This window comes from Sphingomonas psychrolutea (genome assembly GCF_014636175.1).
In the GTDB taxonomy this organism is placed as follows: Bacteria; Pseudomonadota; Alphaproteobacteria; order Sphingomonadales; family Sphingomonadaceae; genus Sphingomonas; species Sphingomonas psychrolutea.
Window position 1 is genome coordinate 70,836 of the sequence record NZ_BMDW01000014.1, and the last position, 20,686, is coordinate 91,521.

The 20,686-nt window shown below is 65.0% G+C and carries 21 protein-coding genes; 11 read left to right on the top strand and 10 right to left on the bottom strand.

Features of this window, described 5'->3' with window-relative positions; all coding sequences use genetic code 11:
- Positions 1–92 precede the first annotated feature (92 nt).
- Genes IEV62_RS12120 through IEV62_RS12130 form a run of 3 tightly spaced genes read left to right on the top strand, consistent with a single transcriptional unit; the run spans position 93 to position 2,576 of the window.
- Positions 93–1,700, top strand: a complete 1,608-nt coding sequence (locus IEV62_RS12120) for a phosphoenolpyruvate carboxykinase (RefSeq protein ID WP_188447812.1) — start codon at positions 93–95, stop codon at positions 1,698–1,700.
- 56 nt (positions 1,701–1,756) lie between these two features.
- Positions 1,757–2,224 carry a hypothetical protein gene (locus tag IEV62_RS12125; protein WP_188447814.1) on the top strand — a complete coding sequence of 156 codons (468 nt, stop codon included), beginning with the start codon at positions 1,757–1,759 and terminating at the stop codon, positions 2,222–2,224.
- Positions 2,225–2,261: 37 nt separating this feature from the next.
- Complete coding sequence (locus tag IEV62_RS12130; protein WP_188447816.1) at positions 2,262–2,576, top strand: hypothetical protein; 315 nt, start codon at positions 2,262–2,264, stop codon at positions 2,574–2,576.
- 18 nt (positions 2,577–2,594) lie between these two features.
- Here IEV62_RS12130 and IEV62_RS12135 read toward each other — a convergent pair whose 3' ends face one another.
- Complete coding sequence (locus IEV62_RS12135; RefSeq protein ID WP_188447818.1) at positions 2,595–3,044, bottom strand: NfeD family protein; 450 nt, start codon at positions 3,042–3,044, stop codon at positions 2,595–2,597.
- A complete protein-coding gene (locus IEV62_RS12140; RefSeq protein ID WP_188447819.1) occupies positions 3,041–4,015 on the bottom strand; it encodes an SPFH domain-containing protein in 975 nt (324 codons plus the stop codon). Before IEV62_RS12140 ends, IEV62_RS12135 begins: the two co-directional genes overlap by 4 nt.
- 446 nt (positions 4,016–4,461) lie before the next feature.
- Between IEV62_RS12140 and guaB the strand changes: the two genes are divergently transcribed.
- The 3 genes from guaB (at position 4,462) to IEV62_RS12155 (ending at position 7,766) form a co-directional block, all read left to right on the top strand.
- Positions 4,462–5,919, top strand: a complete 1,458-nt coding sequence (gene guaB, locus IEV62_RS12145; RefSeq protein ID WP_188447821.1) for an IMP dehydrogenase — start codon at positions 4,462–4,464, stop codon at positions 5,917–5,919.
- Positions 5,920–6,052: 133 nt separating this feature from the next.
- Positions 6,053–7,225 carry an RsmB/NOP family class I SAM-dependent RNA methyltransferase gene (locus IEV62_RS12150; RefSeq protein WP_188447823.1) on the top strand — a complete coding sequence of 391 codons (1,173 nt, stop codon included), beginning with the start codon at positions 6,053–6,055 and terminating at the stop codon, positions 7,223–7,225.
- Between the two features lie 34 nt (positions 7,226–7,259).
- Complete coding sequence (locus IEV62_RS12155; RefSeq protein ID WP_188447825.1) at positions 7,260–7,766, top strand: tetratricopeptide repeat protein; 507 nt, start codon at positions 7,260–7,262, stop codon at positions 7,764–7,766.
- Here the strand turns inward: IEV62_RS12155 and rsmA are convergent.
- From rsmA to IEV62_RS12175, 4 genes are all read right to left on the bottom strand, one after another.
- Positions 7,763–8,602: a 16S rRNA (adenine(1518)-N(6)/adenine(1519)-N(6))-dimethyltransferase RsmA gene (gene rsmA / locus IEV62_RS12160; protein WP_188447827.1), complete on the bottom strand. Its 840-nt coding sequence runs from the start codon at positions 8,600–8,602 to the stop codon at positions 7,763–7,765. The two genes, IEV62_RS12155 and rsmA, sit on opposite strands and share 4 nt — an antisense overlap.
- Entirely contained in the window at positions 8,599–9,597 is a 999-nt protein-coding gene (gene pdxA / locus IEV62_RS12165) for a 4-hydroxythreonine-4-phosphate dehydrogenase PdxA (protein ID WP_188447829.1), read from the bottom strand. The genes rsmA and pdxA overlap by 4 nt, the downstream gene beginning before the upstream one ends.
- Positions 9,598–9,604: 7 nt before the next feature.
- Positions 9,605–10,930 carry a peptidylprolyl isomerase gene (locus tag IEV62_RS12170; protein ID WP_188447869.1) on the bottom strand — a complete coding sequence of 442 codons (1,326 nt, stop codon included), beginning with the start codon at positions 10,928–10,930 and terminating at the stop codon, positions 9,605–9,607.
- 137 nt (positions 10,931–11,067) lie between these two features.
- Positions 11,068–13,302: an LPS-assembly protein LptD gene (locus IEV62_RS12175; protein WP_373868592.1), complete on the bottom strand. Its 2,235-nt coding sequence runs from the start codon at positions 13,300–13,302 to the stop codon at positions 11,068–11,070.
- A gap of 215 nt (positions 13,303–13,517) precedes the next feature.
- On the opposite strand from IEV62_RS12175, the gene IEV62_RS12180 reads away from it, so the two are divergent.
- The 4 genes from IEV62_RS12180 to IEV62_RS12195 all read left to right on the top strand — a co-directional run bounded on the left by IEV62_RS12180 (position 13,518) and on the right by IEV62_RS12195 (position 16,504).
- The gene (locus IEV62_RS12180; RefSeq protein WP_188447833.1) at positions 13,518–14,990 is read left to right on the top strand and encodes a leucyl aminopeptidase; all 1,473 of its coding nucleotides are present in this window, start codon (positions 13,518–13,520) and stop codon (positions 14,988–14,990) included.
- 52 nt (positions 14,991–15,042) lie between these two features.
- Positions 15,043–15,483, top strand: a complete 441-nt coding sequence (locus IEV62_RS12185) for a DNA polymerase III subunit chi (RefSeq protein WP_188447835.1) — start codon at positions 15,043–15,045, stop codon at positions 15,481–15,483.
- Positions 15,484–15,561: 78 nt separating this feature from the next.
- On the top strand, positions 15,562–15,984 hold the full coding sequence (ndk, locus tag IEV62_RS12190; RefSeq protein WP_188447837.1) for a nucleoside-diphosphate kinase: 423 nt from the start codon (positions 15,562–15,564) through the stop codon (positions 15,982–15,984).
- Positions 15,977–16,504 (top strand): GNAT family N-acetyltransferase, encoded by a 528-nt coding sequence (locus tag IEV62_RS12195; protein ID WP_188447839.1) that lies wholly within the window; start codon positions 15,977–15,979, stop codon positions 16,502–16,504. Before ndk ends, IEV62_RS12195 begins: the two co-directional genes overlap by 8 nt.
- Here IEV62_RS12195 and IEV62_RS12200 read toward each other — a convergent pair.
- The 4 genes from IEV62_RS12200 to purM all read right to left on the bottom strand — a co-directional run bounded on the left by IEV62_RS12200 (position 16,501) and on the right by purM (position 19,348).
- The gene (locus IEV62_RS12200) at positions 16,501–17,166 is read right to left on the bottom strand and encodes a phage holin family protein (RefSeq protein ID WP_188447841.1); all 666 of its coding nucleotides are present in this window, start codon (positions 17,164–17,166) and stop codon (positions 16,501–16,503) included. The genes IEV62_RS12195 and IEV62_RS12200 overlap by 4 nt on opposite strands.
- Positions 17,163–17,552, bottom strand: coding sequence for an MmcQ/YjbR family DNA-binding protein (locus tag IEV62_RS12205; protein ID WP_188447843.1), 390 nt, complete (start codon positions 17,550–17,552; stop codon positions 17,163–17,165). Before IEV62_RS12205 ends, IEV62_RS12200 begins: the two co-directional genes overlap by 4 nt.
- The gene (gene purN / locus IEV62_RS12210) at positions 17,549–18,058 is read right to left on the bottom strand and encodes a phosphoribosylglycinamide formyltransferase (RefSeq protein ID WP_188447871.1); all 510 of its coding nucleotides are present in this window, start codon (positions 18,056–18,058) and stop codon (positions 17,549–17,551) included. Before purN ends, IEV62_RS12205 begins: the two co-directional genes overlap by 4 nt.
- Before the next feature lie 180 nt (positions 18,059–18,238).
- The gene (gene purM / locus IEV62_RS12215) at positions 18,239–19,348 is read right to left on the bottom strand and encodes a phosphoribosylformylglycinamidine cyclo-ligase (protein ID WP_188447874.1); all 1,110 of its coding nucleotides are present in this window, start codon (positions 19,346–19,348) and stop codon (positions 18,239–18,241) included.
- Between the two features lie 62 nt (positions 19,349–19,410).
- Between purM and IEV62_RS12220 the strand changes: the two genes are divergently transcribed.
- Positions 19,411–20,679: a heavy-metal-associated domain-containing protein gene (locus IEV62_RS12220; protein ID WP_188447844.1), complete on the top strand. Its 1,269-nt coding sequence runs from the start codon at positions 19,411–19,413 to the stop codon at positions 20,677–20,679.
- Positions 20,680–20,686 lie beyond the last annotated feature (7 nt).

Here is a 20,686-nt window from a genome sequence, read left to right on the forward strand (position 1 = left end):
GCTGTTTGACCGCAGCCTATGCCCTCGATATGCGCACGGCATACGTATGCGGAGCGAAATGGCCCGCGTGATAGTCCAGGAGAGACACTTCCGTGAGCGACCGCATCCCCACCGCCGGCCTTGAAGCACAAGGCATCGAAACCCGCGCCAACCTGCACTGGAACCTCGTTACAGCGCGGTTGATCCAGTCAGCGATTTCACGCGGCGAAGGTAAATTATCGGCTGACGGCCCACTCGTCGTTGAAACCGGCGTGCATACCGGGCGCTCGGCGCAGGACAAGTTCATCGTTCGCGATGCCGAAACCGAAAGCACCGTGTGGTGGGGCAAAAGCAACAAGGCGATGTCGCCGGAACATTTTGCGGTGCTCAAGGCCGATTTCCTGTCCGCGCTGAAGGACAAGGATGATCTGTTCGTGCAGGATCTGTTCGGCGGGTCGCAGCCCGAACACCGCGTCAACGTGCGTGTCATCAATGAACTCGCCTGGCATAACAGCTTCATCCGCACGATGCTGGTCCGGCCCGAGGAAGCGCAATTGCGGAGCTTCGTCCCCGAATACACGATCATCGATTTGCCGAGCTTCCGGGCCGATCCGGCGCGCCACGGGTGCCGCAGCGAAACGATCATTGCGGTCAATTTCACTGACCGGCTGATCCTGATCGGCGGCACCAAATATGCCGGCGAGATGAAGAAGTCGGTGTTCAGCCTGCTCAACTATCTGCTGCCGCCGACCGGCGTGATGCCGATGCATTGCTCGGCGAACATGGGGCCGGATGGCGACACCGCCGTCTTTTTCGGCCTGTCGGGCACCGGCAAGACGACGCTCTCCGCCGATGCCAGCCGCACGCTCATCGGCGATGACGAGCATGGCTGGTCCGACACGGCGGTCTTCAATTTCGAAGGCGGCTGCTATGCCAAGATGATCCGGCTGTCGGCCGATGCCGAACCCGAAATCTTCGCCACGACCAAGCGCTTTGGTACGATCCTCGAAAATGTCGTGATGGACCATGTCACGCGCGTGCTCGATCTCGACGACGCGAGCCTGGCCGAGAACAGCCGAGGTGCGTACCCGATCGACTTCATCCCCAATGCGTCCGAGCACAATATGGGGCCGGTGCCGCGCAACATGATCTTCCTGACGGCGGATGCGTACGGCATCCTCCCGCCGATCTCGAAGCTTACCCCCGATCAGGCGATGTACCATTTCCTCTCGGGCTACACCGCGCGTGTCGCCGGGACCGAGATCGGCGTGACCGAACCCGACGCGACCTTCTCGACCTGCTTCGGCGCGCCATTCATGGCGCGGCATCCGTCGGTCTATGGCAATTTGCTCAAGGAACGGATCGCCAAGGGTGGGGTCGATTGCTGGCTGGTCAATACCGGCTGGACCGGCGGCAAATACGGCGTTGGCCGCCGTATGCCGATCAAGGCGACGCGCGCTTTGCTCAACGCAGCGCTCGACGGCAGCCTGAAGGCCGCCGAATTCCGCACCGACCCGAATTTCGGATTCAAGGTGCCGGTGTCGGTGCCGGGTGTCGACACCAGCATCCTCGATCCGCGCGAAACCTGGGCCGACAAGGACGCGTATGATGCGACTGCGGCAAAGCTGGTCGATCAGTTCGTCGAGAATTTCGCGCAATTTGCCGACCATGTCGATGAAGGCGTGCGACAATCCGCGCCAAAGGTCCACGCTCCGGCCTGATCCCACCGCCTTCGGGATCGGGCAAAACCTCACCTGATCCCGAGGAAACCCGTTCGATGTCCGAATCCGAACTCCCGACTGCACCGCGCCTGTTCCCCGACGATGCTGCCATCCGGCGCATCGGGGAAGGCTTGCTCGCCCGGACGTTGCCGCGCGCCGACTGGACGCATGAGGCGCACCTCGCCGCGACGACGTGGCTGGTGCGCGATCGGCGCGATATCGACGTCGAGCGCGATATCGCCGCGATCATCTCCTCTTATAATGTGGCGGTCGGCGGTGTGAACGATGATGCCGGCGGCTATCACGACACAATCACGCGCGCCTATCTCGCCGGGGTGCGCGCGCACGTTGCGATGCGCGACGCGGCGGAACCGCTGGTCGATTGCGTCAACGCGCTGCTGGCGTCGCCCGCCGGATCGCGCGATTGGCCGCTGCGCTGCTACAGCCGCGCCTTGCTCTTTTCGGTCCCGGCGCGGCGCGGTTTCGTACCCCCCGATCTCGCGCCATTGCCGGTGCCGTGCTAACGTTTCGGCTCCGGGACCAACCGAAAAGGAATGGCAGATGGGATTGCTCGACGGATTGCTCGCCCAAGTCACTGAAAATGTCGACGTAAAGAACCTTGCCGCCAAGGTTGGCCTGACCCCCGAACAAATCGAATCGGCGGTCCAGGCGCTCGCCCAGGCGCACCCCGCGCCCGGTGACACGGTGGCAACCGCCGCCGCGAGCACCGGCCTGTCGGCGGAAACGCTGCAACAGATCGTCGCGCATATCGGCGGCGAAGGCGCGCTCGCCAGTTTTGCGTCGCTGCTCGGCCAACAAGGCGGCGTGCTCGGCCAGCTCGGCGGCTTGGCAGAGGGCTTTTTCGGGAAGAAGTAAGCGCGCCGCGCGGGAGCGTCAGGCGGGCTCGACTCGCAGGACGCTGCCGTTCGCACCGATAATCCGCACGATCGTGCCGACCCCGGCATCGGGGCCGGTCGCGCTCCACGCGCCGTCGCCGACCGTCACGCGGCCTTCACCACCGATGATCGCGTCGCACACTTCGACGCGCTTGCCGATCAGCCGAGCGGCGCGATCATTGAGCAATGGGTCGGCGGAGGCGTGCTTGCTCCCGCGATACCAGCGCCATCCCAGCGCAACCGCGCCGCCGGTCAATATGGCGAAGATCACCGCCTGTAGCAGGATGGGCAATCCGGGAAGGAGCAGCGCAATCAGGCCCGTCGCGGCGGCCCCGACGCCCAGGAAGATGAGGAAGAACCCCGGCAACACCATCTCGGCCATGAGCAGCACGAGCGCCGTAGCGAGCCACAGAGCGCCGATGCTCCAGTCGATCCCGAACGCGCTCATTGCGCGCCACCCCCCTCGAATGGCCCACGCGGACGCACCGGCGGGGGGGCGGGCGGCGCGAGGCCGTCGCGGAACGCATCCTTGGCCAGCTCACCGATCCCGCCGAGCGTCCCCATCAACTGCGTCGCCTCGACCGGGAACAGAATTGTCTTGGCGTTGGGCGATGTCGCGAACAGCCCGATCGCCTCGACATATTTCTGCGCGATGAAATAGTTGATCGCCTGAACGCTGCCGCCGGCGATCGCGTCCGACACAACCTTGGTCGCAGTCGCCTCGGCTTCGGCCGAGCGCTCGCGCGCCTCGGCGTCACGGAACGCGGCTTCGCGGCGGCCCTCGGCCTCGAGGATCTGCGCTTGCTTCAGGCCCTCGGCGCGATTGATCTCATTCTGCCGCGCCGCCTCGGATTCGAGGATCGTCGCGCGCTTCTCGCGTTCGGCCTTCATTTGCCGCGTCATCGCGTTGACGATGTCGGCGGGCGGGCGAATGTCCTTCAGCTCGACCCGCGTCACCTTGACGCCCCACGCCTCGGTCGCATGGTCGATCACCGCGAGCAGCCGCCCGTTAATCTCGTCGCGCTTCGACAGCAATTCGTCGAGGTCCATCGACCCCATCACGGTGCGCAAATTGGTCGTGGTGAGCTGCATGATCGCGAGGTACAGGTCGCTCACCTCATACGCCGCCTTGGCCGCATCGAGCACCTGGAAGAACACGACACCGTCGACTGCGACCATCGCATTGTCCTTGGTGATGATCTCCTGCCCCGGAATGTCGAGCACTTGCTCCATCATGTTCACCTTGCGCCCGATCTGGTCGAAGATCGGGATGATGAAGGTCAGGCCGGGCTGTGCCACCGCCGTGAATTTGCCGAAGCGTTCGATCGTATATTGATACCCTTGGCGGACGACCTTCATGCCAAGCGCGAGATACAGCAGCACGAGGAAGACGAGCAGACCGGCGAGAAGGAAGGCCATGGGAAACTCCCGGCGCCCGCGGGGGCGGGCGCGATGGGAGGGGTTTAGCAGATTGGGGGCGGTGGGGTAGGGGGCGAACTGTGTCTGATGCCGGATATGTCCTACACACCGCGCCCATGGTATCCTCGCGCTCGCTCTTTGAACCTGCTGGCTTCTGCTGCCGACAACCTTCTTGCCCCTTCCCTCTGTGGGAGGGGATGGGGGCTCTCCGCAAATCCGATGCTGGAGGCTGAGGAAAGCCCCCGAACACCCCGCGATGATGCGACTCTGTGTGACTTTAAGACCGCAACCACCCCGACACCGGGCCGCGATGCAACCGCTTTTACCCCTAACTTTCCCCTAACCTTCCGCACTGCACAACACCCCCCCACACCCCTAGCGCCAAACCGCCCGGTTGTTTACATGGACCGCCACGACTCGCCCCTCACCCGCGAAAGACGGCACCCATGGACATTCGCCTCGGCCTCACTTTCGACGATGTTCTGCTCGTGCCCGCAGAGTCCGACATCGTGCCGAGCCAGACCAACACCGCGACGCGCGTCACGCGCGGGATTGCGCTCGATATTCCGGTGCTGTCCTCGGCGATGGATACGGTGACCGAGGCCGATATGGCGATCGTCATGGCGCAATTGGGCGGCATCGGCGTGCTGCATCGCAATCTCGAAATCGACGAACAGGTCGCCGCGGTGCGCGCGGTCAAGCGGTTCGAAAGCGGCATGGTCGTCAATCCGATCACGATCGCGCCGTCGGCCACGCTGGCCGATGCGCAGGGGCTGATGCTGCGCCACCGGATCAGCGGCATTCCGGTGGTCGAGGCCGATGGCAAGCTCGTCGGCATCCTCACCAATCGCGACGTGCGATTCGCCGAAAACCCGCATCAGCCCGTGTCCGAGCTGATGACACACGAGAATCTCGCGACCGTGTCGGCCGGCGTCGGCAAGGAGGAAGCGCGCCGCTTGCTGCATCAGCGCCGGATCGAAAAACTGCTGGTGGTGGACGAACAGTATCGTTGCGTTGGCCTGATCACGGTGAAGGACATCGAAAAGGCCGTTACCTACCCCAATGCCACCAAGGACGGAGCGGGTCGCTTGCGCGTGGCGGCGGCGACCACGGTCGGCGACAAGGGCTTTGCGCGGACCGAGGCGCTGGTCGATGCCGAGCTCGATCTCGTCGTGATCGATACCGCGCATGGCCATAACAAAGACGTCGCGCGCGCGGTCGAGCGGGTAAAGAAGCTGAGCAATTCGGTGCAGGTCATCGCCGGCAACGTCGCCACCGCCGAGGCGACGCGCGCGCTAATCGACGCGGGCGCGGACGGGATCAAGGTCGGGATCGGGCCAGGCTCGATCTGCACGACGCGCGTGGTGGCCGGTGTCGGCGTGCCGCAGTTAACCGCGGTGATGGACTGTGCTGAGATCGGACAGAAGCACGGCGTGCCGGTGATCGCCGATGGGGGCTTACGCACCTCGGGCGATCTCGCCAAGGCGCTCGCGGCGGGCGCATCGGCTTGTATGATCGGCTCGTTGCTTGCCGGGACCGAGGAAGCGCCGGGTGAGACTTTCCTGTTCCAGGGCCGCGCGTATAAATCCTATCGCGGCATGGGCTCGGTCGGCGCGATGGGCCGCGGTTCGGCCGACCGCTATTTTCAGGGCGACATCAAGGATCAGATGAAGCTGGTGCCCGAGGGGATTGAGGGCCAGGTCGCGTTCAAGGGCCCGGCGCGCGACGTGATCCACCAGCTCGTCGGCGGTATCCGGGCGGCGATGGGCTATACCGGGTCGGCGACGATCGAGGATTTGCAAGCGCGCGCGCGGTTCGTGCAGATCACCGGCGCGGGGCTCAAGGAAAGCCATGTCCACGACGTCGACATCACGCGCGAAGCACCGAATTACCCGACAAGATAACCCTTATCCCTCTCCCCTTTGGAGGAGAGGGCCAGGGAGAGGGGGGACATTTCAGCAGTCGTCGCCCTCGGTAATGCAGTACAGCCCCTCTCCCCGACCCTCTCCCCTGAAGGGGAGAGGGGGAAAGAAGACTATGACCCCATCCGCCAGAACCCAAGCCGCGATCGAGCTCCTCGATCAGATCATTGCCGCCGCACGCGATTCGGGGGCCGCCGCCGATACGCTGATCGCGCGCTACTTCGCTACCCGCCGCTACGCCGGATCGAAAGACCGGCGTGCGGTGCGCGACCTCGTCTATGCTGCGATCCGTGCGGTCGGGGAGCGCCCGCCGACGGGACGCAGCGCCATGCTAGCCTTGGCTGCAAGCGATGCTGAGGTCGCCGCGACTTTCGACGGCGTCGGCCACGGTCCCGCGCCGATCGGAAAGAAGGAAGTCACGGCCGCCACCGGGATCGCGCCACGCTGGATCATCGATCGGCTGTACGGCTCCGATCTCGACGAGGCGGACTGCGCCGCCTTGATCGACCGCGCGCCGCTGGATGTGCGGATCAACCGCGCGATCGACGAGGTCATCGCGATCGAGGGGGCCGAACCGATTGCCGGATTGGCCGACGGGCTCCGGCTGCCATCGGGCACACAAGTGGAAAACCTCCCCGCCTACAATCACGGCGCGATCGAAGTGCAGGATGCCGGCAGCCAGATCGTCACGCTCGCCGCGCGCGCGCAACCGGGTCAACGGATCGTCGACCTGTGCGCGGGTGCCGGCGGCAAGACGCTGGCGCTGGCGGCGGTGATGCGCGGGGAGGGCGTCGTGCTGGCGACCGATACCGATCGCAACCGTCTGTCGCGCCTTGCCCCGCGTGCCGAACGCGCGCGCGCCGGGATCATTGAGAGCCGCCTGATCAATCCGGGGCGCGAACTCGAAATGCTCGACGATTGGATCGGCAGCGCCGATTGCGTGCTGATCGACGCGCCATGCTCCGGCACCGGCACATGGCGGCGCAATCCCGAGGCGCGCTGGCGGCTCACCCCCGACCGGATCGAACGGCTGGTCGAGACGCAGCGCAAGGTGCTTGAGGTCGGCGCCGCGCTGGTCAAGCCGGGCGGGGCGTTGGTCTATATCGTCTGCTCGCTGCTCGACGAGGAGGGCGCGGGCCAGGTCGCCACGTTCCTTGCCGCCAATCCCGGCTGGCGCGCGCAATCGCTCGATTTGCCCGCCGGACGTCGGCACGGCCCCGGCACGCGCCTCACTCCGGCGCACGACGCGACCGACGGCTTTTTTGTCGCGCGCTTGCATCACGCGTGATAGCGTCTCACCTGTGTCGAAACTGGAGTATCTCATGCGCTATACGTCTGTCGCCGTCGCTGCTGCGCTGACGCTGCTGACCATTGGCACAGCGGTGCAGGGCCAACGCGGCGATCCGGCAGTCGATGCGCGCTCGCTCGCGCTGCTCGCCAAGGGACGCGCGCTGCAGGCGGCGGGCAATTTCGAAGCGGCGACCGATACGCTCGAAACCGCGGTAACGGTCGATCCGCGCAACCGTGAGGCTTTTGTCGTGCTCGCCCAGGTCGCGCAAAGTCGCGGCCTGCCGGGCAAGGCGATCCGGCTGTATCGTGAAGCGCTGTCGCTCGATCCCAATGACCTCGTGGCGCTGCGCGGTCAGGGCGAGGCCTTGGTCGCCAAGGGCGCCGTGTCGCGCGCCAAGGACAATCTCGCCCGGATCCGGACCGTTTGCGGTAAGCGCGCGTGCCCCGAGGTTGCCGCTTTATCGGCGTCGATTGCCAAGGGACCGCCAGTCGTAACCGCTTCCGCGACAATCCCGGCTACCGCGCCGAAGAAAGACTAACCAAGCGCACGGGCGAGCGCGACGAACTCGGCGACGCTGACGGTCTCGGCGCGCCGGGTCGGGTCGATCCCGACTTGCTCCAATGCGGCCAACGCACCGTTCACGCTTTTCAGGCTTTGCCGCAACATCTTGCGCCGCTGCCCAAAGGCGGCTGCGGTCAGCCGTTCGAGCGTTGCGAAGCGGACGTCCTCGGGCGCTTCGCAGGGCACGATATGCACGACCGCCGACATCACCTTGGGCGGTGGCGTGAAAGCGGAGCGGTGGACCGGCATCGCCAGCACCGCGCGTGAGCGCCACTGCGCGAGCACCGCGAGCCGGCCGTAAGCCTCGCCATCGGTCGGCGCGACGATCCGGTCAGCCACTTCGCGCTGGAACATCAGGGTCAGGCTTTCCCACCACGGTGCCCATTCCGCCGACAGCCAGCGAACCAGCAAAGCGGTGCCGATATTATACGGTAGATTGGAGGCGATGTGCGGCTTCGCGTCAAACAGCGGCGCAGCATCGATCTCCAGCGCGTCGCCCTCGATCACGCGCAGCTTGCCCGGAAAGGCTTCGCCCAATTCTGCCAGCGCCGGAATACAGCGCCGGTCGCGCTCGATCGCCGTGACGCGCGCGCCAGCGGCAAGCAGCGCGCGCGTGAGACCGCCCGGACCTGGCCCAATTTCGAGGACTTCGGCATCGCGCAAATCACCGGGGATCCGTGCGATCCGCGCAAGCAATTGCGCATCGAGCAGAAAGTTCTGCCCCAAGGCCTTGCTCGCATTCAGGCCGTAGCGCGCGATCACCTCGCGCAAGGGCGGCAGGTCGGGCGGTGTCGCCGTCGCGGGTGCGCTCACGCGTCGTCAGCAGCGGCGCGACGTTCGGTCGCTTCGCCCGCCATGCGGATTGCCGCGATCATCGCGCCAGGTTCGGCAAGGTTCTTGCCCGCAATATTGAACGCGGTGCCATGATCGGGCGAGGTCCGTACGATCGGCAGGCCGAGCGTGATGTTGACGCCATCGTCGAAATACAGCGTCTTTAGCGGCACCAAAGCCTGATCGTGATAACAGCACATCGCCGCGTCATAGGTCGCGCGCGCGCGCGGGTGGAACATCGTGTCGGCGGCGAACGGTCCGGTCGCGTCGATCCCCTCGGCGCGGAGTTGCGCAATCGCGGGGGCGATCACGTCGATCTCCTCGCGCCCGATCGCGCCGCTTTCCCCCGCGTGCGGGTTGAACCCGGCAAAGGCGATCCGCGGCGCGAGAATTCCGAAATTGCGCATCAGCCCGCGGGCGGTGGCGCGGCCCTTGGCGACGAGCAAGTCGATCGACAGCAAGCCGCTCACCGCGGAAAGCGGCACGTGAGTCGTCATTGGCACCACGCGCAAATCCGGCCCGGCCAGCATCATCACCGCATTTTCCCCGGCAATGCCGCAGCGCTCTGCAACGAATTCAGTCTGTCCGGGATAGGTGAAACCGATCTGGTAGAGCTGTGCCTTAGAAACCGGGCCAGTCACCAGTGCCCGCGCCGCGCCCGACCGGGCCAGCCCGGCTGCGAGTTCCAGAGCGCGCAGCGCGCAGCGCGCGCCCTCGACATCGGGTACCCCTGGCACGATCTCGCCGCCATCCTCGACGGTCAGAACAGGCAGCGCCGTCTCGAACACGCCATTGGCGGCATCGGGATGGTTGATCGCGCAGATCGGCCCATTCCATACCGCGGCGATCGCGCGCGCATCCCCCGTGGCGAAGAAGGGCGGCAAGCCTGCCTCGACCCTCAGCGCCCACGCCTTGGCAATGATCTCCGGGCCGATCCCCGCCGGGTCTCCCATCGATATGGCAAGCGGGGCGAGCATCCGGGGATCAGCGATATTCGACGATCGCGTCGCGCCGCAAATCGCGCAGCAATTGGTTTGCGCGCAAATTGGTGCGCTGATTTTCCATCTGGCCGCGCATTTGCTCCATGCCGGGCACATTGCCACCGCGTGCCTCGTCGCGACCGCACAAGACCAGCGTGCGAATCCCGTCCTTGACCGATCCGAACGGCGGGCTGGCCTCACCGACCTGCAGTTTCAGCATGATGTCGCGCAGCGCGCCGGGCAGCGCCTTGACCTGCACCGAGGCGTTATCGACGACTTCCGCGCCCAGCGTCGCGGCAACCTTCGCCACTTCACCGCAGCCGCGAATCGCTTGCGTTGCTTTGGCGAATTCGGTGACGCGCACGTCGGCCTGCGTTTGCGAGATGCCCTCGGGGAAGCGCACGCTGACTTGCTTCAGCGTCAACGTCGCGTCGAGCGGATCGGCCACGCCAACCTTGCGGGTTTCGACGAGGTAGATGATCGAAAACCCGCCCGGCACTTCGATCGGGCCGGCGAGATGTTCGGGGGTCATCGACTTGATTGCTTCGACCAGCGCCGGTGGCAATTGCGACAATTGGGTCTCGCTCAACCAGTCGAGATCGCCCTCGGTCGCAGCGGTCGTCGCATTGGAAAAGCCACGCGCATAATAACCGAACGAGTCGTCGCCTTTTTCGCGCTTTTGGATCGACGTCATCATTTGCTTGGCTTGGTTGAAGACTTCCTGCGCGCGGTCGGCATCGGCCTTCAGATAGATTTCACGGACGTGATATTCGGTGGTGCCCTGAGCTTCGGTCAGCTTCTTGATGATCGCCTTTACTTCTTCGTCGCCGACATTCACGTCGACCTTGCGCCGCAGATATTTGTTCCACGAAAGCTCAGCCTCGATCTGCCGCTTCAGCGAGCGCTCCGACGAGCCGATCGAGCGTAAATATACGCGCATGTCGGTCGGGGTTTTGCCGAAATTGCGGGCTACGATCGAATCATAGGTCTTGGTGATTTCGTCGGGGGCGATCTTGACCTCGGCGGTCTTGGCCTGCTGAATTTGCAGCGTTTCGTCGATCAGCTGGCGTGTAATGAGCAATTTATATTGCGCCATTTCCGCCGGATTGAGCTTCAAGTCGCGCGCGGCCACCAGCAGCGCGACGCGCTGGTCGACATCGGTGCCGGTGATCACCGCGCCATTGACCAGCGCGGTTGGCTTGCGAATGTTAGGATCGACCTTTCCGAACACCTGAAGATTTTCCGGGATGTTGAGATTGCTCTTGGGCATCGCATCATCTGGCACGGTCTGCGCAAGCGATGCGCCGGTCAGCGAAACGAGCGCGGCCATCGCCACGCTCAGCCCCAGGGTGCGGCCGATACGAGCCGTCTTTGCAAAGTCAGTCTTCACGTAGTCAAAATCCCATCCCGCGCGGCCTGCACTTCGACCGGCCCGGGTCGAATGCAGCCCGCTGCCTGAACCAGTGCTTAGCGGCCAAGATTTTTGAACGCCAGTGTCAACAGGAAGCTGTTGCCGCTGCGCGCGTCACCGGTGTCCTGATAATCGCGCTTCCACGTCAGCCCAAGGCGGAGGCAATCGTCCTCATATTGCACCCCGAGCCGGTGGCGCACGGGATCGAAGCCGTCGGCCAGCATCAGCGGGTCTTCGCGGCGGTCGGTCAGATCGATCACGGTCGATCCGAACAGCGACCAGAATTTCGCAAATTGCACGCGCGCGCCGAGCCGGACCTCTTCGCGGTCCTGCAAATCCTCCAGCGTCGGGTCGATCTTGCGGTTGAGCCGCAGATAGCCAATCAGAACATAGCTGCTGCGCGATCCGATCGTCGCATCCAGCTCGTTACGGCGCAGGACCAGGGTGTCCTTGTCGAGCCGGTAGCGGTGCACCACCGACACGAAATCGTGATAGCGCAGCTCGGTTCGCCCAACGATGTCGGACATCCGGCGCGACAGGCCGGTTCCGTCGGGAAACAAGGTCGCGCGCGTGTTCAGGCGGTAGCTTTGGCCGACATTGGTGGTGAAGGCGAACCCCGGCACATCGACCGACCAGTCAAGTCCATAGGTAAACCGCGTTGAATCCTCGAACCGGTCATAGCCGGGGAAGCGGTTGAGCGAGAACAGGTTCGAATCCTCGAGATCGACCGCGCGCGCATCCTCATTCGGGACGGCAAGGTTGGTCGTCTGCGGCGCCGCGACGATCTGGAATCGCGGGGTCAGCCGCTGCGTGCCGCCGAGGAACGATCCGATCAGCGGCCATTTCACGTCGATTGCGACGGCGCCGATTGCGCGCGCGCTGATCCCTTCATTGCCGCGATAGCTCGCCACCGTCGTCGCCAGCGTATCGTTGGTGTTGTACACGTCGCCGCGGGCAAAGGCGGTGAAGGTCACTTCCTGCCCCCATGGGGTCAGCTTGCGCAAATCCCACTTCGCGCTGGCAAAAGCGCGTTGTGTATCTTGTCCGGCCGGACGCGAAATGGCGAGGCTGTTGGCCTGAAACTCGAACGTCCCGCCGAGCAAACCCTCTTTCACGCGCTTGCGAAAATCGATCTCGGGCAACGCGATCGGCTGCAGCCCCTGGCGGTCGCCGACCCGCAGCGTCTGCACATACCAGCCGGTGATTGCGAAATAGCTGTCACGATCGATTCGCTCGACGCTGGCGGTGGTACGCAAGCGATCATCAGTCGAAATGTCGTAACGCCGCAGGAACGTGCGGTCGGTCACCAGCCGCACCGAGGCGGTAGCGCTCCAGTTCGGGCTCAGCTGAAAACGCCCGACGCCGTCGAGATAGCCGCGAAAGTAATTGGGCGTGCCGGGCGGCGTCGGCGTCAGCAGATCGACGCTGCGCGGGCTCGCGGTCGCGTAACCCGCAATCTTGTACGAGCCGAGCGTGTTGAGCGCGCTATATTCGGCCTGCAGCATCGGCAGCACCGCGCTGTAAATGCGCGGCGTAATCGTCAGCCCGCGATTGGGCGCGAGCGCAAAATGATAGGGCTGCGCGAATTCGAAGCCGTTGACGCGACCGTATTTGAAATCCGGGCTGAGTAAGCCGTTATTGTTATCGCCGCCGATCGGGTTCGACAAAGCCGGCAACGGCAACGTTGGCAGCCCGAACAGATTGATCCGCGCGCCCTTATAATAAATCCGTCCGCGCTCGGGGCGATAGACCACGCGCACGGCGGTGATTTTCCACGACGGCTCCTTCGGGCATCCGTCCGATCCAGTCACCGCGCACGGGGTATAGGCCGCGTCGTCCAGCACCACCGTCTCGTCGAGCGACCGCGTGCCCTTGCGCGCCGCAAGCCGGCCGCCGCGCTCGAGCACGAGCAGCATATTGTCGACGACCCCGTCCTTCAGAGCGTCGCTCAGCTCGATCGAATCGCCATAGGCGGTGTCGCCGCCGGGATTGACCACCGCGATATTGCCGGTTGCGACCACCTTGCCGGTCTTGCGGTTCCAAATGACCTTGTCGGCGCGCAACCGATCCCCGCTGCGATACATGCGGACGTCGCCCGTCGCGGTCACGACGTCGTCATTCTGGTCATATTGCAGCGCACTGGCGGTGAATTGCACTTGATCGCCGCCCGCGCTCGGCGTTGCCGACGGGGGAGGAGGCGGCGTGGTGCGCGTCTGCAGATCCTGCGCCGATGCCTGAGTGGCGATCAGCACGAGCGGCGATACGGCCGTGGCAAGGAGGAAAGCACGCATCACGTCGGAACAATACCCTGGCGCAAAAAGGCCCGGAACACTCGCCCGATGCCGCTGATCTGTCCTGCCCTATCGCATCGCTGCCCGGATGCTGCAATCGTGCTGCACCAAAATGCGTGTCGCCGTGCTTTGCACGCGGCGTCCTTTGCCAGCACGGCCCGGGCGTCCTACATAGCCGCGACTCATCCCTATTTTGTCGCAACCGAGGCTTCCCCATGCAGATCGATCTTTCCAGCGGTGCGCCCGCGCCGAGCGCAGCCATCGCCTTTCTCGTCGAAAAGGACGGCCTGGCGCGGCTTGCGACCGGTCTGATCGATGCCGCCGCGCTCGATCTGGTAAAGGCGGCGGCGCGCGCCAGCCGGTTCGAAGGCGAGACGGCAGCCGTGGTCGAGACGTTCGTGGCCGACCCGGCAGGCGTCCGTCGGGTCCTGTTGCTCGGCACCGGAGCCGGCGGCGAGGGCGATTTCGAGCGCGCCGGCGGGGCGCTGACCGCGCGGCTGCTGACCTCCGGCGTCGAAAGCGTCAGCGTCGATTTTGCGAATGCTGCGGCGACGCCAAAGGCCGCTGCACGGTTTGCCGCTGCGGCTGCGCAACGCGGCTGGCGGCATGACATTTACCGCACCAAAATGTCGGAAAAGGCCAAGCCGACGCTTACGTCGGTTGTGCTGCACGCAACGCCCGACGGCACCGCTGCTGCCTGGAGCACGCAAAAGGCCCTGACCGAAGGGCTTGAGCTTACCCGGACCCTGGTGGCCGAACCGCCAAATGTGATCTACCCCGAAACCTTCGTCGCCAAGGTGCTGGCCGAAGTCGCGGGACTCGGGCTCGAAGTCACTGTGCTCGGTGAAGCGGAAATGCGCGAACTCGGCATGGGCGCGTTGCTCGGCGTATCGCAAGGGTCTGCCAAGGACGCACGCTTGCTCGCGCTGAAGTGGAGCGGAGCAGGGGCGGGCGATCCCGACCTGGCCTTGGTCGGCAAGGGCGTCACCTTCGATACCGGCGGCATTTCGCTGAAGCCTGGCCCCGGCATGGAAGACATGAAGTGGGACATGGGCGGTGCGGGTGCCGTGGTCGGTGCGATGAAGGCGCTGGCACTGCGCAAGGCCAAGGCCAACGTCATCGGCGTGTGCGGCCTGGTCGAAAACATGCCTGATGGCGATGCGATCCGCCCCGGCGACATCCTCACCTCGATGTCGGGGCAGACGATCGAAATCCTCAATACCGATGCCGAGGGTCGGCTTGTGCTGTGCGATGCGATTACTTGGGTCCAGCGGACGCATCGGCCCAAGACGATCGTCGACCTCGCCACGCTCACCGGCGCGATCATCATCAGCCTCGGCAACGAACATGCCGGTTGCTTCGCCAATGACGATACGTTGGCCGATCAACTGCTCGCAGCGGGCAAGGCGTCGGGCGACCATCTGTGGCGCTTCCCGCTCAGCGATGCGTACAACAAGCTGATCGACAGCCCGATCGCCGACATGAAGAATGTCGGTCCGCGCGGCGGCGGATCGATCACCGCGGCGCAATTCATCCAGCGCTTCGTCGATACCGGCGTGAAATGGGCGCATCTCGATATTGCCGGCATGGTCTGGGCCGACAAGCCCGGCGCCACCTTCGACAAGGGCGCCACCGGGTTCGGCGTGCGGCTGCTCGACCGGTTCGTCTCGGACAATTTCGAAGGCTAAGCGAAATTCCCCTCCCGCTTGCGGGAGGGGCTAGGGGAGGGGATGTCGCGCGGTGCAAGTCGATTTCTATCACCTGACCCAGCAACCACTCGACCGCGTCCTCACCCGCATCGCCGAACGCGTTGTGGAGGGCGGCGGTCGGTTGCTCGTCGTCACCAATGGCGAAGAACAGCGCGTCGCGATCGACCGCTTGCTCTGGACTTACACCCCGGAAAGCTTCCTGGCCCACGCCCTTGCCGGCGGGGAAGGGGACCAGGCCCAACCGATCCTGATTGCCGCCGACCCTGCCCCGGCCAACGCTGCGCGCAACATCGCGCTCGCCGATGGGGTGTGGCGCGACGAAGCGCTCACCTTCGAGCGCGCCTTCCACTTCTTCGATGCCGACCGCATCGCCGAGGCCCGCATCGCATGGAAATCCTTAGCGGAACGCGACGGAATCGAACGTCGCTATTGGAAGCAGAACGATGCCGGCCGCTGGGAACAAGCAGCCTGAGGGTTGCATCGGCGCGACGCGCCGACTAGGGAGCCGCAACTTCCGACATCCGTTTCACATTACAGGAGCTTCACGGTCATGGCCGCGAACCGTACGTTTTCGATCATCAAGCCCGACGCCACGCGTCGCAACCTGACGGGCGCCGTCACCAAGATGCTCGAGGAAGCCGGCCTGCGCGTCGTCGCCTCGAAGCGCATCCACATGACGCGCGATCAGGCCGAGGGCTTTTATGCTGTCCACCGTGAGCGCCCGTTCTTCGGCGAGCTGGTCGAATTTATGATTTCGGGCCCGGTCATCGTGCAAGTTCTCGAAGGCGACAACGCGATGCAGCGTAACCGCGACATCATGGGCGCAACCAACCCGGCCAATGCCGAGCCCGGCACGATCCGCAAGGAACTCGCCGAATCGATCGAGGCGAACACCGTCCACGGTTCGGACAGCGACGAGAATGCCGCGATCGAAATCGCCTATTTCTTCAAGCCTGAAGAAATCGTTGGCTGATCCGGTCTGGCGGCTGCGCAGCGCGGGGGCGGCGGATGCCGATGCCCTCGCGCTGGTCGCGTCCGCCAGCTTTCTGGAAACCTATGCCGGGTCGCTCGACGGCGCCGACATGGTGGCGCATTGCCTTGCCAACAACACGCGCGAGAAATTCGCGGCATGGGCGAGCGATCCGCAGAGCGCGGTGACGCTCGCCGAAGCGGTGCCCGGCTATGCGCCACTGGGCTACACCGTTCTGACGTCGGTCGATCTGCCGATCGAACCCCGCGAGGGTGATATCGAGCTTCGCCGCATCTACACGATGGGTCGGTTGCACGGGACTGGCGCAGGCCCGGCGCTGATGGCGCAGGCGCTGTCCGATGCCGCGCGACTGGGCAAAGATCGTGTCGTGCTGGGCGTCTGGGGTGAAAACCACCGCGCGCAGCGCTTTTACGAACGCCAAGGATTCACCGTGATCGGCACGCGACAATTCAAGGTCGGCAGCGTGGTGCACGACGATTTGGTTTACGCGCGCGGCGTCTAACCTTTCGGCCGCTCCGCCGCCCAGACCGCGTCGAGCCGCTTCTGATCGCCGCCCAGTTCGTGCAGCCGTAAGCTTTCGAGCTTCAGCGTCCGCCCGAGCGGAAACCCGCCTTCGGTCTTCCACCCGATATCGTAAATCCCCCGCGTGGTGCGCGGCGTGTCCCCATCCCAATAGCTCAACACGATCAGCACGGGCAGACGCCCGCTGCGCCGATCGGTCGCTTTGAGCAAGGCGTGGTCGAACCAGCCACGGTCGATACTGTCCGCGACCGTGTCCTTGCTGCCGATGCCGAGTTCAGTCGGGAAGGTCACTGTCGCATCGCGGATCGCGTGGCGCTCGTCATGCTGGAGCATCAAAGCGGCGCCGTTTGCCGTCGCCACGGCACGCACATCGAAGCGTGCGCTTTCGCGCTCGGCCTTGGCCGAGGCAATCTGCTTATCCGCCGTTTCCTCGCGGCGGTCGCTCCAATTGAGATAGAGGCCGAGCAAGGCGATGATCAGCCCCGCGACCGCAATGAATTCGCCGAGGTTGATCCAGCGGCGGCGCGTTGCGGCGGCCTCGGCCTTGGCGACCGCCTCGGTGGCGGCAACTTGCAACGCGGGGTCGGGCGCGGGTGCCGGTTCCGGCGCAGGTTCGGTTGGTACGATCGGTTCGTCGCTCATCGTCCACCAGCCTCCAAAAGGCGCCGCGGCGCGACCAGTTCCCAACTGATCGCGATCCGGTCGCCGACGCGGTCCCAATCGACATCGTCCCGGTCGAGCCGCATCGCGACCCAGCCCGACGGCCCCATATAAGGCGGGCTGTAGTAACAGTCCGGGTCCAGTTCGATCAGCAGCGCTTGCTCGTCGCGGCCTGTCGTCTTGACGATCACGATCGTCTCGCCGTCGCCGTGATGGTTGTGCCAGAAATAGGCGAAGAACTTGCCCCCCTTTGTCGTTCCGCTGATGAAGAATCCCGGCGAGCCGTGCGACAGGCGCTCGGCCGTCTCCGGAAGCGCCAGCGCCAGCGCACGGACCTTGGCGAGGACGATTTCCGGATCGGGACTCATCGCGCGCAAAACTCTGCCAGAACGCGGGGATAAAGGCGATGCTCCGCCTCCAGCACTCGCGCCGCGAGCGTATCGGGCGTGTCGCCGGGGAGGATCGGCACCTCTGCTTGCCCCAGCACTTCGCCGCCATCCAGTTCCTCGGTCACGACATGGACTGAGCAACCCGCGACCGCGTCACCGGCGTCGATCGCGCGGGCGTGGGTGTCGAGGCCTTTGTATTTCGGCAGGAGCGAGGGGTGGATGTTGATGATCTTGCCGCGCCAACGCGCGACGAAATCGTCTGACAGCAGCCGCATGTAACCAGCGAGCGCGATGATTTGGACGCCGGCATCGCGGAGCGCGCGGTCGATCGCAGCTTCATAATCGCCCTTTAGCATTCCCTTTGGCGATTGAACGAAGGTCGCGATGCCATGCTCGCGTGCCCAGCCGATCCCGGCGGCTTCGGGTTTGTCCGAGGCGACGAGGGCGATCTCGTAGCCGCTGGCCCGTTCGACCAGCGCCATCATGTTAGAGCCGCGGCCGGAAATCAGGATGCCGACCTTTTTTAGAGGGGACGTCACCTAACACCTTCCCCGGCGAAGGCCGGGGCCCAGTTGCGCAGGTCTTTGTGATCGATCGCAGCACCAGCCAGGGCAACGCGCGCGACTGGGCCCCGGCCTTTGCCGGGGAAGCGGCCAGCGGGAAACCTATCCATGAACATGCGTCGCCGACCAGGCACCGCGCCCGCCCCAAATCTCGTCGGACCCGGAAACGGTACACCCGCGCTCCCCCGCGTCGATCTTTCCAATCGCGAACACCGTCTCGCCCGCGGCCTCCAGCGCAGCGGTCACCGCCTCGACCCGGTCGGCCGTAACCACCGCAACCATCCCGATCCCGCAATTGAAGGTCCGCGCCATCTCCTCGGGCTCGATATTGCCCTGCGCTTGCAGGAACGCCATCAGACGCGGCTGCGGCCACACATCGGCATCGATGTGCGCGTGGCACCCCTCGGGCAGGACGCGCGGGATGTTTTCCAGCAACCCGCCCCCGGTAATATGCGCCAGCCCCTTGATCGCGCCATCCGCCAGCACCGATAGCAACGCCTTCACATAGATCCGCGTCGGCGCCATCAGCGCGTCGATCAGCAGCACGTCGGCATCGAACAGCGCCGGACGATCGAGCTTCCACCCCTTGTCCGCCGCTAAGCGTCGCACCAGCGAAAAACCGTTCGAATGCACCCCCGACGATGCCAGCCCGAGAATGACATCCCCCGCCGCGATATCGCGCCCGGTCAGCACCCGGTCGCGCTCGACCGCGCCGACGCAAAAGCCCGCCAGATCGTAATCGTCCGCCGCATACATCCCCGGCATCTCCGCCGTCTCGCCCCCGATGAGTGCGCAGCCGGCCTGACGGCAGCCCTCGGCGATCGAGGCGATCACGCGCTCGGCCACCGCCGGATCGATCTTCGCGGTCGCGTAATAATCGAGAAAGAAGAGTGGCTCAGCGCCCTGCACGATCAGATCGTTGGCGCACATCGCGACCAGGTCGATCCCGACTCCGTCATGCCGGTTATGCTCGATCGCAAGCTTCAGCTTGGTGCCGACCCCGTCATTGGCGGCGACCAGCAACGGATCGACAAAGCCCGCCGCCTTTAAGTCGAAAAACCCGCCAAAGCCGCCGAGTTCGGCGTCCGCACCCGAGCGCCGCGTCGACTTTGCGAGCGGCCCGATCGCGCGCACCAGCGCATTGCCCGCTGCTATTGAGACGCCCGCCTGGGCGTAAGTGTACGGCTCATTGCCGGGTTTCGTATCGCTCATCATCGTCGCGTAGCCATATCCTGCTTGGATTTCCACGCCTCCTTCGCCAAAAGGGCGCCGCCATGCCAATCCGCCGCTATTCTCGTGTCTTCGAATTCGCCGCTGCGCTCGCGCTTGCCGCGACGGGTGGGCTGGTGATCGCCCAAGTCGACGATCCCGATCAGGGGCTTGCCGCAGCGGATAGTTCGGGAAGCTTCGAGGTCGGCGGAGTCGATGTTGATGTGACCGGCAAGTCGGCCGATGCCGCGCGCTTTGCCGGATGGCGAATCGCGCAGCGCAAGGGCTGGCAATTGCTTGCGCAACGACTCGGCGTCACCGGAGCGACGCTGTCCGACGGCGCGCTCGACGGCGTGGTCTCGGGAATCGTGGTCGAGAATGAACAGATCGGCCCAAATCGCTATATCGCCCGGCTCGGCATCTTTTTCAGTCGCGCCAAGGCGGGCGCGATCCTCGGTGTGCCGGTCGGCGCGACGCGCTCCGCGCCGATGCTGACGATCCCAATCGAAGTCGGTGGCGGCACCGCGACGGGATTCGAACGCAAGACCGCGTGGGTTGAGGCCTGGACGCGCTATCGCACCGGCAACAGCGCGATCGACTATGTCCGCCCGAGCGGCACCGGTGCGGACGGGATGTTGCTCAATCTGGGCCAGACCGCACGGCCCGGGCGTGGCTGGTGGCGAGTCGTGCTCGATCAATATGGCGCCAACGACATTCTGGTGCCGAAGGTCACGCTGCGCCGCGAATGGCCCGGCGGACCGATCATTGGCCAGTTCGAGGCACGGCATGGACCCGACAACCGGCTGCTGACGCAATTCTCGCTCCGCGTTGATCGCGGCGACGCGCTCGCGGTGCTGCTCGATGCCGGGGTCAAGCGAATCGATGACAGCTATCAGGCGGCGTTGCGCGCGGGCATGCTGGCGGGCGATCCGAGCCTCACCTTCGTCGCGCCGGTTGCCACCCCGACACCGACCGACACCCCGACCGGTGTGGTCCCGGTCGATCTCGGGATCGACGGCGCAACACCCCCCGGCGGGACCGGCTCGGTTATCACGGTGCAAGTCGATACGCCGACTGCATCCTCGGTCACTTCCACCGAAAACGCGTTGAAAGTGGTGCCCGGAGTCCGCTCGGCGGTGACGACCAGCCTCGCGATCGGGGGTGTGTCGGTGCTGCGCGTTGCGTTCGATGGCGATCCGACGGTGCTGCGCAGCGCGCTCGAAGCGCGTGGTTGGAGCGTTGGGGCAAGCGGGTCGACGCTGCGCATCCGCCGCTCGGGTCAGCCCAGCCAAGGCGGGCAGGCACCACCGCCCGCCGACAATTCGACCGGCTGACATGGTA

What these genes read in the sequence shown, in the direction of transcription:
- IEV62_RS12125 (WP_188447814.1), top strand. Translation starts at nt 1,757, where the DNA reads ATGTCCGAATCCGAACTCCCGACTGCACCGCGCCTGTTCCCCGACGAT.
- IEV62_RS12130 (WP_188447816.1), top strand. Translation starts at nt 2,262, where the DNA reads ATGGGATTGCTCGACGGATTGCTCGCCCAAGTCACTGAAAATGTCGAC.
- IEV62_RS12135 (WP_188447818.1), bottom strand. Translation starts at nt 3,044, where the DNA reads ATGAGCGCGTTCGGGATCGACTGGAGCATCGGCGCTCTGTGGCTCGCT.
- IEV62_RS12140 (WP_188447819.1), bottom strand. Translation starts at nt 4,015, where the DNA reads ATGGCCTTCCTTCTCGCCGGTCTGCTCGTCTTCCTCGTGCTGCTGTAT.
- guaB (WP_188447821.1), top strand. Translation starts at nt 4,462, where the DNA reads ATGGACATTCGCCTCGGCCTCACTTTCGACGATGTTCTGCTCGTGCCC.
- IEV62_RS12150 (WP_188447823.1), top strand. Translation starts at nt 6,053, where the DNA reads ATGACCCCATCCGCCAGAACCCAAGCCGCGATCGAGCTCCTCGATCAG.
- IEV62_RS12155 (WP_188447825.1), top strand. Translation starts at nt 7,260, where the DNA reads ATGCGCTATACGTCTGTCGCCGTCGCTGCTGCGCTGACGCTGCTGACC.
- pdxA (WP_188447829.1), bottom strand. Translation starts at nt 9,597, where the DNA reads ATGCTCGCCCCGCTTGCCATATCGATGGGAGACCCGGCGGGGATCGGC.
- IEV62_RS12170 (WP_188447869.1), bottom strand. Translation starts at nt 10,930, where the DNA reads ATGGCCGCGCTCGTTTCGCTGACCGGCGCATCGCTTGCGCAGACCGTG.
- IEV62_RS12175 (WP_373868592.1), bottom strand. Translation starts at nt 13,302, where the DNA reads ATGCGTGCTTTCCTCCTTGCCACGGCCGTATCGCCGCTCGTGCTGATC.
- IEV62_RS12180 (WP_188447833.1), top strand. Translation starts at nt 13,518, where the DNA reads ATGCAGATCGATCTTTCCAGCGGTGCGCCCGCGCCGAGCGCAGCCATC.
- ndk (WP_188447837.1), top strand. Translation starts at nt 15,562, where the DNA reads ATGGCCGCGAACCGTACGTTTTCGATCATCAAGCCCGACGCCACGCGT.
- IEV62_RS12200 (WP_188447841.1), bottom strand. Translation starts at nt 17,166, where the DNA reads ATGAGCGACGAACCGATCGTACCAACCGAACCTGCGCCGGAACCGGCA.
- IEV62_RS12205 (WP_188447843.1), bottom strand. Translation starts at nt 17,552, where the DNA reads ATGAGTCCCGATCCGGAAATCGTCCTCGCCAAGGTCCGTGCGCTGGCG.
- purN (WP_188447871.1), bottom strand. Translation starts at nt 18,058, where the DNA reads ATGATGGCGCTGGTCGAACGGGCCAGCGGCTACGAGATCGCCCTCGTC.
- purM (WP_188447874.1), bottom strand. Translation starts at nt 19,348, where the DNA reads ATGAGCGATACGAAACCCGGCAATGAGCCGTACACTTACGCCCAGGCG.
- IEV62_RS12220 (WP_188447844.1), top strand. Translation starts at nt 19,411, where the DNA reads ATGCCAATCCGCCGCTATTCTCGTGTCTTCGAATTCGCCGCTGCGCTC.